Consider the following 13,197-nt stretch of genomic DNA (forward strand, 5'->3'; position numbering starts at 1 on the left):
AGTATGCCAAAAATTGTTTCCAAAATAAAAACGGCTAGCGAAGAATTTGAAGCTAACAAAGCTGCCATAACATCTCAAATAAATGCGCTGGAAAATTTGCTCGCTAAAATCAAAAACGGCGGGCCTGAAAAATACCGACAGCGTCAACGTGAACAAGGTAAATTATTGGCGCGAGAACGGATCGATCATCTACTCGATCCGGGTTCTCCCTTTTTGGAGCTATCCTCGCTCGCTGGCTATCAGCTTTACAAAGACGAAGCCCCCGCCGGCGGTGTCGTCACCGGTATCGGACAAATCACCGGACAAGAATGCCTGATTGTGGCTAATGACGCAACCGTTAAAGGAGGCACTTATTATCCCATCAGCGTAAAAAAACATTTGCGCGCTCAACACATTGCTGAAGAAAATCATTTGCCCTGTGTTTATTTAGTTGACTCCGGCGGCGCTTATTTGCCAAAGCAAGATGAAGTGTTTCCCGACCGAGATCATTTTGGCCGGATTTTTTATAATCAAGCGCGATTGTCCGCTAAAAATATTCCTCAAATTGCAGTTGTCATGGGATATTGTACCGCTGGCGGCGCCTACGTCCCTGCGATGGCTGACGAAGCCGTCATGGTTAAAAACCAAGCGACTATTTTTCTTGGCGGCCCTCCCTTAGTCAAAGCGGCTGTCGGTGAAACCGTGACCGCCGAAGAGTTGGGCGGCGCCGATGTTCATTGCCAGCGTTCTGGGGTCGCTGATTATTTTGCTGAAAATGATGAGCACGCTCTAAAAATAGCGCGACAGATCGTCAGCCATTTAAATCGAAAAAAACACTTTTCTCTCTCAATCCAACCCGCGGAAGAACCCGCTTACGATCCTGAAGAAATATTGGGCATTATCAACGCTGATCCGCACAAACCTTACGATGTCCGCGAAATTATTGTACGCTTAGTTGATGGTTCTCGGTTTGAAGAATTTAAAGTGTTATATGCCACCACACTGGTTTGTGGTTTCGCACATATTCACGGTTATCCTGTGGGGATTATTGCTAATAATGGCATTCTATTTTCAGAATCAGCCCTAAAAGGCGCTCATTTTATTGAATTATGTAGTCAACGCAAGATTCCCCTCGTTTTTCTTCAAAATGTTACAGGCTTTATGGTTGGTAAAAAATATGAAAATACCGGTATTACCAAACACGGTGCAAAAATGGTTCATGCGGTGGCCTGCAGCGAAGTGCCAAAGTTTACGGTTATTATTGGTAACAGTTACGGCGCTGGTAATTATGCTATGTGCGGTCGCGGTTATGGTCCGCGATTCTTATTTATGTGGCCCAACGCGCGAATTGCCGTTATGGGAGGGGAACAAGCAGCAAATGTCCTCGCTCAAGTGAAGCGAGATCAAATGGAGCGACAGGGTGAAAAATGGGATAAGAACGAAGAAAAACAATTCAGAGATAATATTCGCACAAACTACGAAGCCCAAGCGCATCCCTATTATTCCAGCGCTCGCTTATGGGACGATGGCGTTATTAATCCGTTGGATACTCGGCGTGTATTGGGATTATGTATTTCTGCGAGTTTAAATGCGCCAATTTCTGAAACGCATTTTGGGGTTTTGCGTATGTAACTGAAGAGAGGATGAATGAATGACTCAATTTGATTTTATTCAGAAAGATAGCAAAAACAGTGTATCTACGCTCACTTTGAATCGTCCTGATAAACACAATACTTTTAACGAGCAGGTTATTTTCGAATTAAAATGTGCTTTGCAGCAAGCCGACGAAGAAGAAAGTAGCCGGGTTATAATAATTAAAGCCGAGGGTTCCAATTTCTGTGCAGGCGCTGATTTAAATTGGATGAAGCGCATGGTTGAATTCACGAGTGAAGAAAATGAAGCCGATGCACTTGCCTTCGCCGACTTGTTACAGCTATTAAGTCGCTTATCCAAACCGACAATTGCTTTAATCCAAGGTTGTGTCATGGGCGGCGGTGTAGGATTGGTTGCTTGTTGCGATATTGCCATTGCAGCCAAAGACTCACAATTTTGCTTTTCTGAAGTTAAATTAGGTTTAGTTCCCGCCACTATTGCTCCTTATGTTATTCGTTCTATCGGATACAGCTCCGCCCGCCGATATTTTTTAACGGCTGAGGTATTTAACGCAGTTGCGGCAGAAAAAATAGGTCTTATTCATCAAGTCATTGATGAAAAAACCGAATTACTTTCAATCGGGCATCGTATGGCTCAATTAATTATAAAAAATGGTCCGCACGCTTTATGTGTAGCTAAACAATTACTCAACGATTTATGCCCGATCACAGAAAATATTGTCTCACAAACGGCTGGACTGATGACTGATATTCTCACTTCCTCAGAAGCCCGCGAAGGCATTCAAAAATTTTTGAAAGGAAAAATTTAAAATGTTTCGAAAGTTAATCATCGCTAATCGGGGCGAAGTCACTTGTCGGATTATTAAAACCGCTAAAAAATGGAATATTAGAACTATTGCACTTTATTCAACAATCGATAAAAACGCATTGCACGTCCGCTTAGCCGATGAAAGTTATTTAATCGGCCCCCCGCCAGCAGCAAAAAGTTATTTAAACCGAGAAAAAATAATCAATATTGCAATGCAAACAAACGCGGATGCGATCCATCCTGGTTACGGATTTTTAGCGGAAGATGAAAAATTCGCGGCCCTTTGCCACCAAAAAGGACTTACGTTTATCGGCCCGCCTCCCGCTGTTATTGCTGCGATGGGAGATAAACGAGAGGCAAAACGTTTAATGGAAAAAGAAAGCGTTCCCGTTGTACCTGGCTATCAAGAAAAACAACAAGACCTTAAAACACTAACCAAACAAGCTAAAAAAATAGGTTTTCCTCTTCTTATCAAAGCCTCCGCTGGCGGTGGTGGAAAAGGAATGCGCTTAGTAACGATTGCCAACGAACTCGAACACGCTTTGCAATCGGCTAAGCGTGAGGCTAAATCCAGTTTTGATGACGATTCGGTTTTTCTTGAAAAGTACATCAATCCGGCTCGGCATATAGAAGTGCAAATTTTTATCGATCAAAAGGGAAACGGCGTGTATTTGTTTGACCGCGATTGTTCGATTCAACGGCGTCACCAAAAAATTATTGAGGAAGCCCCCGCACCGAGCTTAAGTGACCCGACTCGAAAAAAAATGGGTGAAACGGCTCTAAAAGCTGCTAAAGCTGTTAATTACGTCGGGGCAGGAACGGTCGAATTTCTCGTCGATAAAATGGAAAATTTTTATTTCATGGAAATGAATACTCGTTTACAAGTTGAACATCCCGTCACCGAAATGATTACCGGATTAGATTTAGTCGAATGGCAACTAAAGATTGCTCAAGGCGAAATACTTCCCCTTTCACAAAAACAAATTAAAGCCAAAGGCCATGCTTTTGAAGCTCGACTCTATGCTGAAGACCCCGCTAATAATTTCTCTCCCTCCAGCGGTAAAATTGTTTTTTTCTCTTCACCGAAAGAAAATAAAAATGTGCGATTAGATACAGGCGTTGTTCAAGGCGATACGATCAATCCTTACTATGATCCCTTGATGGCGAAATTGATTGTCCATGATGAGAATCGCTCCACCGCTCTGCAACGGCTGAAAACCTCACTGGAAAATACCTTTATTGTGGGCGTTAATACTAATATTTCTTTTTTACACCAAATTTGTACAAATCGTGACTTTAAAAAAGCTAATATCTACACGACCCTAATCGAGGAAACATCATTAAATAACCTTGAAAAAATAATTCCCAACGAAGTTTTATTTTTTTCAGCTTTAGCTGAATTACAACAGCAAAAAAAACAAGCCAAAGAATTTGCCGCCCAATCCGACGATCTATTTTCACCGTGGTTTGCTCGCGATGGTTGGCGCTTATCCAGATGTCCCGCCCAAATTTTACGCTTTTGGGATACAGAAAAAACATTCGATATTAAAATAACTCCTTCTCTCGAGGGCTATAACCTGCTGCTAAAGAATAAAGAAATTTCTCTTTCTCAATTTCAACAAACCAATCATTTAGTTGAATTTACTTACAACAAGCAGAATTACAAAGCGTTCGTTATTAATGATGCAGATAACTGGCATATTTTTTATAAAGGAAATCATTTCACCATCGCTCGCTACAATCCTAAAACACACTCTACCGACAGCTCAACAATCGAAAACCAATTTATTGCTTCTATGCCTGGCACCGTCATTGAAATTTTCGTAACAGCGGAACAAAACGTTAAAAAAGGCGACCGCCTTCTTATTTTAGAGACGATGAAAATGGAACACACAATAACTGCATCGAAGGATGGCGTTGTAAAATCTGTATTTTGTCGCCCTGGTGACCTAGTGAGCGAAGGCACTGAATTATTAAGTTTTTTTTAATAATAAAATGTTAGACTGAACACGTATTATCGTATTTTTTAGAGAGGTAATATCTTTTTTAGAGTTTTACAGTCCAACCCTTGATTCAATGCAATTATTTGTTTAATAATAATATTTAGGGAACGTCCTGGAGGTTTTTGTGGAGACAACTTTCCAACTAAGTAGTCCTTCCCTTGGACCCAACCCTGAGGTCTTTTATCTCAAAGAGCCTTGTCAGTGGACTGTATTTCTTTCAGAAATTACCAGCAGTGCAGGAAAAATAATGATATATACCACACTCGGATATTTATTAGGTCGTGCTCAACCAGAAGCTCAACTGGAATACGCTTGACCCAATCAACAATCCTCAGACCTTTCATTTTCTTGAGTCCGAAAATATTCAAAACAAGCAGAGCCCAAACCTCTCCGAGACACGGAGATGAAGCGACAATTCTGATAATAATGATGATGAAAATGCTTATTTACAAGGAATTAGAAACGTATAGCATGGTTCTTGCATCTATTTGATTAACTTCTCTCTACCACCGGTGGCAATAGCTGAAATAACAAGTGGCCGGTTTTCCACTGAAGCGATGACACCGGTTAAAAGCACGCGCTTTTGCATGGAAACGGCGGTGGGCTGTCCAACTCCAAAGGCCAGCACGAACGCGATTTTTAACGTAACAAGTATACCATTAAGGTTGAGGCGCCGGTGAAATGTGATGCACTCAAGAAATAGGTTGAGTTATAACCAAGGTTGAGTGTTTACAACCGCCTAAGATAATAGGGCCTATAATACCCAAAACAAAACGAAACCCTGAAACAAGCGGTTTCCTTTTCATACTTTTCTCCAAATTAGCCTCCATTCGGCTATCATCTTAGCACCTTAAGGAAAAGATGACAGCCCTAGGAGAGCACTCACGTCGCTAGAAATTATCTTGCAACATGACAGTGTACGACATGGCAAGTGGCTGGTTGCAGGCTATGAGCACGACATTTTGCCAAACCATTTAGACGGGCTTGATGTTCCGTCACTGCCCAATCTATCGTATGATAAGAAGGTACATGAGCATCATGGACAACACACTTATAATTGTGCCAACTAGCTAGATGAGTGAGGTAGAGGTCGTGGGTGTGAGGGGGCCGCGTCGTACACCATGCTAATAAAGGAAGCGCCAAAACGCCGAAAAGGCCTTTTTCAAGGAATTTCATTTTCATTTTTCTTACTCCTTTGCTCAAATGAAAAAATATTCCCTTCCAGTAAAGAATAGAATTTTCTTAATAAATTGCTGCCTAAAATCAGGGCCTACTTACAATTTGTCAACAGCCGAGCACAGTAAATCAATAAATTATATCAAAGTAGAAGGATTGTAAACAGACCCTGAAATTTCCCTTCTTGACAAGTTTAAAACGAGATGTTAAAAAATTCGATATGAAACAAAATCATAGAAATTCCCTTATTTTCGATTTTCCCTACTTTAGCGCTTAAGCGCTAACTCACCTGTCCTCACCCTTATAAAAAATCCGCCGTAATAACTTTAAACTAGAGTAGCTAATGCCATGCAGAAAACTGACAATTTAAGAATAAGAGCCATCCACCCCCTGATCCTCCCCGCCCTTTTCATCGAAGAGCTGCCCATCACAGCCGCTGTAGCTTCAACCGTCAACCTCACTCGATTAGCTGCCAGAGACATCATTCACGGCCAAGATTACCGTTTGTTAGTAGTCCTTGGCCCCTTTGCTCCATTCACGACGTTAAAGCCGCCCTCGAATACGCTAATCGGCTCAAACGCTGTATTGATCGACACACTAAGGAACTGTGTGCATCATCATGCGCGTTTATTTTGAAAAACCCCGAACGACTGTTGGATGGAAGGGCTTGATTAACGACCTCCACCTCGATGGAAGTTTCCACATTAATCAAGGGCTGCGGGTCGCCCGGCGTTTACTACTCGACATTAATCAAATCGGGGTTCCTACCGGAAGCGAATTTCTAGACACCATTACACACCCCAGTATATTTCTGATTTAACTTCGTGGTCCGCCATCGGGGCTCGCACGAGCGAAAGCCAAACCCACCGAGAACTAGCCTCCGGCCTTTCAATCCCTATTGGCTTCAAAAGCAGTACCACTGGCAATGTACAAATCACCATCGATGCAAGTGTTGGCCGCCCAACAAGCCCATCATTTTTTAGGGGTATCCAAACAAGGCATCGCTGCTATTATCAGTACAAAAGGAAACCCTGACAGTCACGTGATTTTGCGCGGTTCCTCCCAGAGCACCAACTATGACCCCAAATCCATTGAAGAAGCCATTCTGAAACTCAAAGCTAACGATTTACCCTCCTCGGTGATGGTTGACTGTAGCCACGGCAATAGCCGAAAAAACCACAAAAATCAAATGCGAGTTGTTGACGCCTTATACGATCAAATTACCCAAGGCAGCCCTTATTTATTGGGCGCCGTGATTGAAAGTAATTTAGTTTAAGGGAAACAAACCCTCGAATCCGGAAAAACTTTAACCTATGGGCAGAGCATCACCGATGCTTGTATCTCGTGGGAAGATACCGAAATTGCGTTGGAAAAACTGGCACAAGCTGTTATTATTCGGCGCCAACACAGCGAAAAGAGAAAACATCATGCTGAATGGCAGCAAAGCCTTATTTGAACTGCAAAAAAAATTGATGAAATCAATTATCAAATTTACGATTTTCTCAATTTACGAGCATCCTACACGCTAAAAATTACTAAAAGCAAAGTTGCAAAAGAAGGCGAACTCACTAAATTCTACCGACCTGAACGGGAAGCTGAAATCCTAGAAAGGATTACCACTCATAACAAGCGGCCCTTAAGCGCGAAAGCAATCGCTACTATTTTTAAAACAGTTATGAAAAAATGTCGGGATCTGCAAATTGACAGTTATCCAGAATTAAAAAAATGAAATCAATCGGCATCCAAGGTACAAAGGGCAGTTTTTCTGAAATTGCGGCTCAAGAATTTGCGAAAAAACAGCATATGGATCATATGGATGATTTTGCGGTTAAATATATGATTTCATATGAAATGTTTTACGCGCTATCGAAAATAAAGAAATCAACTTCGGTATTTTTGCAATGGAAAATGCGCAAGGTGGCACCGTAATTGAGAGCGTTAAAGCGTTGGCGAAATACCGCTGCACGATTATCGATATGTTTCATATCCCTCTATCAGTCAAAATTTAATCGCCTTTCCTTGGATAGACTTCGAGGCAATTACTGAAGTTCATTCACATCCTCAAGCCTTAAACCAATGCCGTGAATTTTTAGCAGCCAATTTTTGGGCTGCCCCCTTATCGGAGAGAATGATACAGCATGATACAGCCGAGTCCGCACGTCGTCTCAAAGCCGGGGAGTTACCAAAACGGCGGCTGTTATTGCTAATAAAGCCTGTGCAGAAGTATACGACCGCCACTTTTAAAAGAAAGTATTCACGATCTCAAAAACAACTTGACCCTCTTCTTTAGGCGTTAAAATTTATGAACCCTAGAATTAAAAAGAGTGTCGATATCATCGGTTGTGGCCGCTTTGGCAGGCTGCTTTCAGAGATGCTCTCACCTGAAATCGGTGCTACAATTATCAACGATTTTCATCGCCGTTCCTATATGCCATTTTAAAAACACCATCATTAAAATAGCGCCTAAGCTAATTAAAAAAACCACCGTTATCGATATTTGTTCAGTAAAGTGTTATCCACTAGAAATAATGGAACCCCACTTACCTTCTTCTGTAGGCATCGTTGCAACGCACCCCTTATTTGGTCCTGACTCACTCCAAAAAGCGCAATTAAAAATGATGATGCACCCTGCGCGCGATACGCACGATTGCTATGAATTCTGGAAAAATTATTTTTCTTTTAAAAAAATAAAAATCTTAGAAATGACACCTGATCAACACGACCGCTTTGTCTCTAGATCGCAAAGCATTACTCATTTTATCGGCCGAACCTTAGAGGTAATGGTTTCTCAATCGACCGAAATGGATACTATTGATTACAAAAATCTATTAGCCATTATGGAACAACCTTGCAACGACAAATAGGATTTATTTTGGGTTTACAACGATTCAACCTTTATGCGCCTCAAACGATCGCTGAATTCATCAAAAAAAGTATCTACTTGAAAAAAAGAAATTACTGAACTGTCCCCTTTCCCTGACTCTTCTCGCGAACAAGCGAAGGAACGCTATGGAAATTTTTATTCTCGAGGTAAACGCTATGATTTCAACCGATGCTAAAATACTGATTAGCGATTGGCAGAACTTATACGATAAGATTGTTGAAAATGCCACTTATATAAAAGAGAGAAAAAAAGTTAACGAAACGGTGTCCACGTTGATTTCTGATTAGCAACTGGAAGATGCATTGGAAGGCCCTCTCCAAAGTTTTTTCGACAAAAGTTAAGCGCCTACGCCACTCTTTCAAAAATGCGTCTATAGATGAAATTTTCAATAAAAATCCGCGTGAGAGTGCGCCGCCTAAAGCTATTTTAGAAAAAATTACCTCTGCTGAATTAAATAAAATACAACAAAAACTCAACGAACTTACCAAATCCCATTGTCAGCAATGGCAAGAAAAACGCGAAAGTTGGAATAAACTTCTTATTATAGCACTGACCGGCAACGGCGTCACGCTTTCTGAAATTGAAATCAAAGAATTAAAAGATAAAGAACCCCTACCAGAATTAAAAAATCGATTTATCGACCTTAATATTCCCTTCCCTTCAAGAAAACTCATGAATTTTGAACACTATTTACGTACCAAAGTTCACTTAGCCACTCGCAGCTCCTTCAGCCGCCAACAGCAACCTCATGAGGATAATATTATCACCAAATTATTAAAAAAATTGAACAATGAATTCAACCAAATTCACAAAGAAGAAACGGAACTAATCAAAGCACAACAGGACGAAACACAAGAACCCTTAAAACCCCTTCCTTCTTTTTAAGATAGAAACAAGTGGTAAAGGCTAAAAAAACTTAAAACCCATCATCCCCGCGCAGGCGCGCCTGCGCGGATGACAAGGATTAAAATTGAAATGGCTGTTGTGACTCGTGGGTAAATGATATGCCCCTCTCTTAGTTAAGAGGGCGAAGGGACTTCCCGCTGCCGCTGAGCCTCGTACAAACAAATCCCACAAGCTACAGAAACATTTAAACTTTCAACACTCCCACACAGCGGAATTTGCGCTAGAAAATCACACCGCTCTTTTGTCAATCGACGCAGTCCCCCGCCTTCACTGCCTAACACAATAGCAATATCTCCCGTCAAATCAATTTCTTGAATTAGAGTTTCTGCCTCGACCGCCGTTCCTACAATCCAAACGTCTTCTTTTTGTAACCAATCAATGGTACGCGATAAATTAGTCACGCGAATAAAGGGTGTCATTTCGGCCGCCCCACAAGCCACTTTACGAACCACCGGTGTCATACCCACGGCACGATCTTTGGGCGCAATAACAGCTCGAACGCCGAATGCGTTGGCACTGCGAAGACAGGCCCCTAAATTATGGGGATCTTTAACACCATCAAGGATTAATAACAAAGCCGGCGTTTCGCGCTTTTTTAATAAACTTAAAAGAGCACTTTCATCTAAATTTTCCACTTCTTCGCACTCAGCAACAATGCCTTGATGTTTGTCATTACTTAATGTATTTAACTCAGTGCGAGAAAGAGGAATAACTTTCACGCCTAGACCCTTGGCTTTCTCTACTAACGACTCCAAACGCTGATCGTCTCGATTTTCTTGCACGTACAGCTTAACAATCCGTTGAGTCGTTACATCTAGTACGGCGCTTACCGCATGAATTCCATAAACTGATTTAATTTTGCTCATAATTTTGCTGTTACTCTTTGCTTGCGTTGAAACTATCCAATTAATCTATTGCAGCTCATTTAAATTTAGCTGAGGTCTGTTTACAATTCTACTATGCTGGCCATAATTCATCGATTTCCTGTCTTCGCTGCTTCACGCACTTCTATGCACGCTGCGCTGCTCGTAAGTCCATGAATTCTGGCTCAGCCTAAAAAAATATTAATAAATAAAAAAATAGACCCTACCATGAAAAAAATTCTATTACCTGCCGCATTAATTATTTTTTTATCAGGATGTGCTTCTCATATCAAAGATGGACCGCCGCATTTTTATGTGAATGTCGATAAAATTTCCAATCCAAAACCCCGACCTTTACCGCGAAGTAAATATGCCAACCCCTCGTCTTATACCGTCAACGGCAAACGTTATCACGTTTTAAAAACAGCCCGTGGCTACCAACGACGCGGCATTGCTTCTTGGTACGGCACTAAATTCCATGGTCAATTAACGTCCGCCCGTGAACCTTACAATATGCTAGCGATGACTGGCGCAAGTCCGGTTTTACCCATTCCCTGTTTCGTTCGCGTTACTAATCTAAGCAATGGCCGATCGGTGGTCGTAAAAATCAACGATCGCGGTCCTTTTGTCCCGCACCGTATTTTAGATTTGTCCTACACCGCCGCTAAAAAACTCGGTTACATTAATCGAGGAACGGCCCTCGTTGAAGTTAAAGCCATTGATTTTACTCATCCACATTCGCCCACAAAATCAATAACGTTGGGAAAGGTGACGTCACCATCGCACTTATTTATACAACTCGGTGCTTTTCGCAAACATACACACGCTGAAAATTTAAAAAGAGAACTGCGTGCTTACATTAAAAAACCCATTTTTGTTCTAAGAAGTATTTACAACCAATTACCTCTCTATCGCGTCCAAATTGGACCTTTATCCAATATAAATGAATCGAATTATTTACATGACGAGCTTAAAAAGTTAGGCTTTGGAGAAATCATCACAATGAAAGAGTGATCAATGACAACAATGGCTGAAACACAAACTTGGCAGACGGTTCTGGGCGAAGAAAAAGAAGAACCCTATTTTCAAGAGACCCTTGATTTCGTCAAAAAAGAACGCAAAGCGGGAAAAATTATTTACCCGCCGCAAAAAGATATTTTTAATGCGTTGAAATTAACGCCTTACGAAGCAGTTAAAGTCGTTATTTTGGGTCAAGACCCCTACCACGCCCCAAACCAGGCTCACGGATTAGCTTTTTCCGTTCGCCCAGGCGTCCCAGCCCCGCCTTCGTTACAAAATATTTTTAAAGAACTGCACGCAGACCTGGGTGTTCCAATCCCGTCCCACGGTTTCCTAGAAAAATGGGCCAAACAAGGCGTGTTGCTGCTCAACGCCGCTTTGACCGTCGAAGCTGGCAAACCCCAATCCAACGCTAACATTGGGTGGCACCGTTTTACTGATAAAGTGATCCAAAGTTTAAATGATCATCCCGAGGGTATTGTATTTTTGCTCTGGGGCTTCTATGCCCAAAAAAAATCTCAATTGATCACTAATCTGCGTCACCGAATATTAAAAGCCCCCCATCCTTCACCACTTTCCACCGCCCGCGGCTTCCTCGGTTGTCGACATTTTTCAAAAGCGAACCAATTATTGCACGAGATGGGGCGAGTAGAAATTGATTGGTCGTTAGATTGACTTTCCAGATAAAGCTTTCTCTTCGTCCAACGACTAAAAAGCAACAAGCATCGAAGGTTTTAGCCAGCTTTCCGTTCTTCAGCACGGAATAATCTTTTGCTATTACTTTTAAAAATTCAACACTCGTCAACTCTCGTTGTTTAACCTCTTTCAGCCGGTTAGCAGCTGCTATTTTTTCTTTTATGGAATAGTCCTAAATTAAGAAAAAGGCGCTTGAGTAAATGACATCTTTCATTTCGCTGGATTTCATTCTTTTTATATACGTCTCTAATAATACATCTACTACAAAAGAAAGCCAGGGAGGATTCGACCCTCCTTTGAAAGAGTGGATAGAAAAATACCGTAATAGCGTTTTTAAATACCACTGAATCTATTAATTGAATATTATCAATGTTACGGCCTAAATTAGCGAGTTTATTAAATATAGATCGAGTTAATTTTGAACTTCCTCTCTGTGGCATTCTGAAGGTGGTAACGCTAAATTGTCCGTTTCAAAGTACTTTAAGAGAATTTCATTCCCTTCTTCTAATTCAAATAAAATCTCATTCAATACAGGCTGAAAAAATACATAATTAATAAGCTCATTATTAAAACTTAAATTCTACTGGCTACAAGCACATCGAAAAAGACATCCAAGAATTTCTGGTTAACCTCTTACAAATAAAAGATTAGACAATTTCATCATTGCTTTTAAAATAACTTCTATAATGCTTGGTCCATTAAGATCCATTGCTATCATTAAGGCATTTCTTTTAAATAAACCTCCTTTTTTGAAAAAAGAGCTTTTCTATTCCATCATTACTCAAGACTTCTCGTTGATTAACCACAAATTTTAAAATAACCATAGCGAATTCTTCATTACAAGAAGAACCCAGTAAGGAAAGAAGTATATTCGTGTTGGAGTCAGTCCTTGTGAGGATTTCTTCTACTGCCCAACTGCGTACCTTACTTAAGAAGAATTGATTAGTTAGAAAACCCCACATCCTATTTAAAACCCTCAATAAATTAACAGGCATCAATTGTAAAATCTTGTAATGATCCGTTAATACTAAGTTTTTAATTTATCCTGGAGTGGAAATTTCTTGACTTTCAATTACCCAGTCGAAGATATTGTTCGCATTTTCAGATCCACTTTGTGTAGCCAACATAAGTAAATTATATCCCTCATCCACTTAATTAAATCGCTGGATATATTAATACAAACGGTCTAGGTTTACCCGACCAATGTATTTTAATAATTGCCCTAGGAATTAAAATAATTCAGCAATCC

11 protein-coding genes and 5 pseudogenes are annotated in these 13,197 nt (G+C 40.9%); 13 read left to right on the forward strand and 3 right to left on the reverse strand.

Annotated elements, in window-relative coordinates; translation table 11 throughout:
- Positions 1–3: 3 nt before the first annotated feature.
- The 4 genes from OWO34_RS04525 to OWO34_RS09515 all read left to right on the forward strand — a co-directional run bounded on the left by OWO34_RS04525 (position 4) and on the right by OWO34_RS09515 (position 4,719).
- The gene (locus tag OWO34_RS04525; protein WP_267256695.1) at positions 4–1,611 is read left to right on the forward strand and encodes a carboxyl transferase domain-containing protein; all 1,608 of its coding nucleotides are present in this window, start codon (positions 4–6) and stop codon (positions 1,609–1,611) included.
- Positions 1,612–1,630: 19 nt separating this feature from the next.
- On the forward strand, positions 1,631–2,401 hold the full coding sequence (locus tag OWO34_RS04530; RefSeq protein ID WP_267256696.1) for an enoyl-CoA hydratase-related protein: 771 nt from the start codon (positions 1,631–1,633) through the stop codon (positions 2,399–2,401).
- A 1-nt stretch (position 2,402) separates the two neighbouring features.
- Positions 2,403–4,388, forward strand: coding sequence for an acetyl/propionyl/methylcrotonyl-CoA carboxylase subunit alpha (locus OWO34_RS04535; protein ID WP_267256697.1), 1,986 nt, complete (start codon positions 2,403–2,405; stop codon positions 4,386–4,388).
- Between the two features lie 139 nt (positions 4,389–4,527).
- Positions 4,528–4,719: a hypothetical protein gene (locus OWO34_RS09515; protein ID WP_323808266.1), complete on the forward strand. Its 192-nt coding sequence runs from the start codon at positions 4,528–4,530 to the stop codon at positions 4,717–4,719.
- Positions 4,720–4,906: 187 nt separating this feature from the next.
- Here the strand turns inward: OWO34_RS09515 and OWO34_RS04545 are convergent.
- Both OWO34_RS04545 and OWO34_RS04550 read right to left on the reverse strand, forming a co-directional pair.
- Positions 4,907–5,209 (reverse strand): annotated as a pseudogene (locus tag OWO34_RS04545) (hypothetical protein).
- A 91-nt stretch (positions 5,210–5,300) separates the two neighbouring features.
- Positions 5,301–5,585 (reverse strand): hypothetical protein, encoded by a 285-nt coding sequence (locus tag OWO34_RS04550; RefSeq protein WP_267256698.1) that lies wholly within the window; start codon positions 5,583–5,585, stop codon positions 5,301–5,303.
- A 342-nt stretch (positions 5,586–5,927) separates the two neighbouring features.
- On the opposite strand from OWO34_RS04550, the pseudogene OWO34_RS04555 reads away from it, so the two are divergent.
- The 7 genes and pseudogenes from OWO34_RS04555 to OWO34_RS04575 all read left to right on the forward strand — a co-directional run bounded on the left by OWO34_RS04555 (position 5,928) and on the right by OWO34_RS04575 (position 9,348).
- A pseudogene (locus OWO34_RS04555) lies at positions 5,928–7,035 on the forward strand (3-deoxy-7-phosphoheptulonate synthase).
- Positions 7,036–7,068: 33 nt separating this feature from the next.
- Positions 7,069–7,308 (forward strand): chorismate mutase, encoded by a 240-nt coding sequence (locus OWO34_RS09770; protein WP_407647518.1) that lies wholly within the window; start codon positions 7,069–7,071, stop codon positions 7,306–7,308.
- On the forward strand, positions 7,305–7,508 hold the full coding sequence (locus OWO34_RS04560; RefSeq protein WP_267256699.1) for a type 2 periplasmic-binding domain-containing protein: 204 nt from the start codon (positions 7,305–7,307) through the stop codon (positions 7,506–7,508). The genes OWO34_RS09770 and OWO34_RS04560 overlap by 4 nt, the downstream gene beginning before the upstream one ends.
- Positions 7,481–7,588: a hypothetical protein gene (locus OWO34_RS09520; protein WP_323808267.1), complete on the forward strand. Its 108-nt coding sequence runs from the start codon at positions 7,481–7,483 to the stop codon at positions 7,586–7,588. The genes OWO34_RS04560 and OWO34_RS09520 overlap by 28 nt, the downstream gene beginning before the upstream one ends.
- A 29-nt stretch (positions 7,589–7,617) precedes the next feature.
- Positions 7,618–7,869 carry a prephenate dehydratase domain-containing protein gene (locus OWO34_RS04565; RefSeq protein WP_267256717.1) on the forward strand — a complete coding sequence of 84 codons (252 nt, stop codon included), beginning with the start codon at positions 7,618–7,620 and terminating at the stop codon, positions 7,867–7,869.
- Between the two features lie 12 nt (positions 7,870–7,881).
- Positions 7,882–8,638 (forward strand): annotated as a pseudogene (locus OWO34_RS04570) (prephenate dehydrogenase/arogenate dehydrogenase family protein).
- Positions 8,619–9,348: pseudogene (locus OWO34_RS04575) on the forward strand (hypothetical protein). Before OWO34_RS04570 ends, OWO34_RS04575 begins: the two co-directional pseudogenes overlap by 20 nt.
- Before the next feature lie 134 nt (positions 9,349–9,482).
- Here the strand turns inward: OWO34_RS04575 and rlmB are convergent.
- Positions 9,483–10,294: pseudogene (gene rlmB, locus OWO34_RS04580) on the reverse strand (23S rRNA (guanosine(2251)-2'-O)-methyltransferase RlmB).
- 154 nt (positions 10,295–10,448) lie between these two features.
- On the opposite strand from rlmB, the gene OWO34_RS04585 reads away from it, so the two are divergent.
- Both OWO34_RS04585 and ung read left to right on the forward strand, forming a co-directional pair.
- Positions 10,449–11,246 (forward strand): septal ring lytic transglycosylase RlpA family protein, encoded by a 798-nt coding sequence (locus OWO34_RS04585; protein ID WP_267256718.1) that lies wholly within the window; start codon positions 10,449–10,451, stop codon positions 11,244–11,246.
- 3 nt (positions 11,247–11,249) lie between these two features.
- Positions 11,250–11,927 carry a uracil-DNA glycosylase gene (gene ung, locus OWO34_RS04590; protein WP_267256700.1) on the forward strand — a complete coding sequence of 226 codons (678 nt, stop codon included), beginning with the start codon at positions 11,250–11,252 and terminating at the stop codon, positions 11,925–11,927.
- Positions 11,928–13,197 lie beyond the last annotated feature (1,270 nt).

It is taken from the genome of Coxiella endosymbiont of Ornithodoros maritimus, assembly GCF_907164965.1.
Lineage (GTDB): Bacteria > Pseudomonadota > Gammaproteobacteria > Coxiellales > Coxiellaceae > Coxiella.

Bases quoted from the DNA above. Each gene is read 5' to 3' on its own strand.
- OWO34_RS04525 (WP_267256695.1), top strand. From the start codon at position 4: ATGCCAAAAATTGTTTCCAAAATAAAAACGGCTAGCGAAGAATTTGAA.
- OWO34_RS04535 (WP_267256697.1), top strand. From the start codon at position 2,403: ATGTTTCGAAAGTTAATCATCGCTAATCGGGGCGAAGTCACTTGTCGG.
- OWO34_RS04550 (WP_267256698.1), bottom strand. From the start codon at position 5,585: ATGAAAATGAAATTCCTTGAAAAAGGCCTTTTCGGCGTTTTGGCGCTT.
- OWO34_RS04530 (WP_267256696.1), top strand. From the start codon at position 1,631: ATGACTCAATTTGATTTTATTCAGAAAGATAGCAAAAACAGTGTATCT.
- OWO34_RS04560 (WP_267256699.1), top strand. From the start codon at position 7,305: ATGAAATCAATCGGCATCCAAGGTACAAAGGGCAGTTTTTCTGAAATT.
- ung (WP_267256700.1), top strand. From the start codon at position 11,250: ATGACAACAATGGCTGAAACACAAACTTGGCAGACGGTTCTGGGCGAA.
- OWO34_RS09520 (WP_323808267.1), top strand. From the start codon at position 7,481: ATGGAAAATGCGCAAGGTGGCACCGTAATTGAGAGCGTTAAAGCGTTG.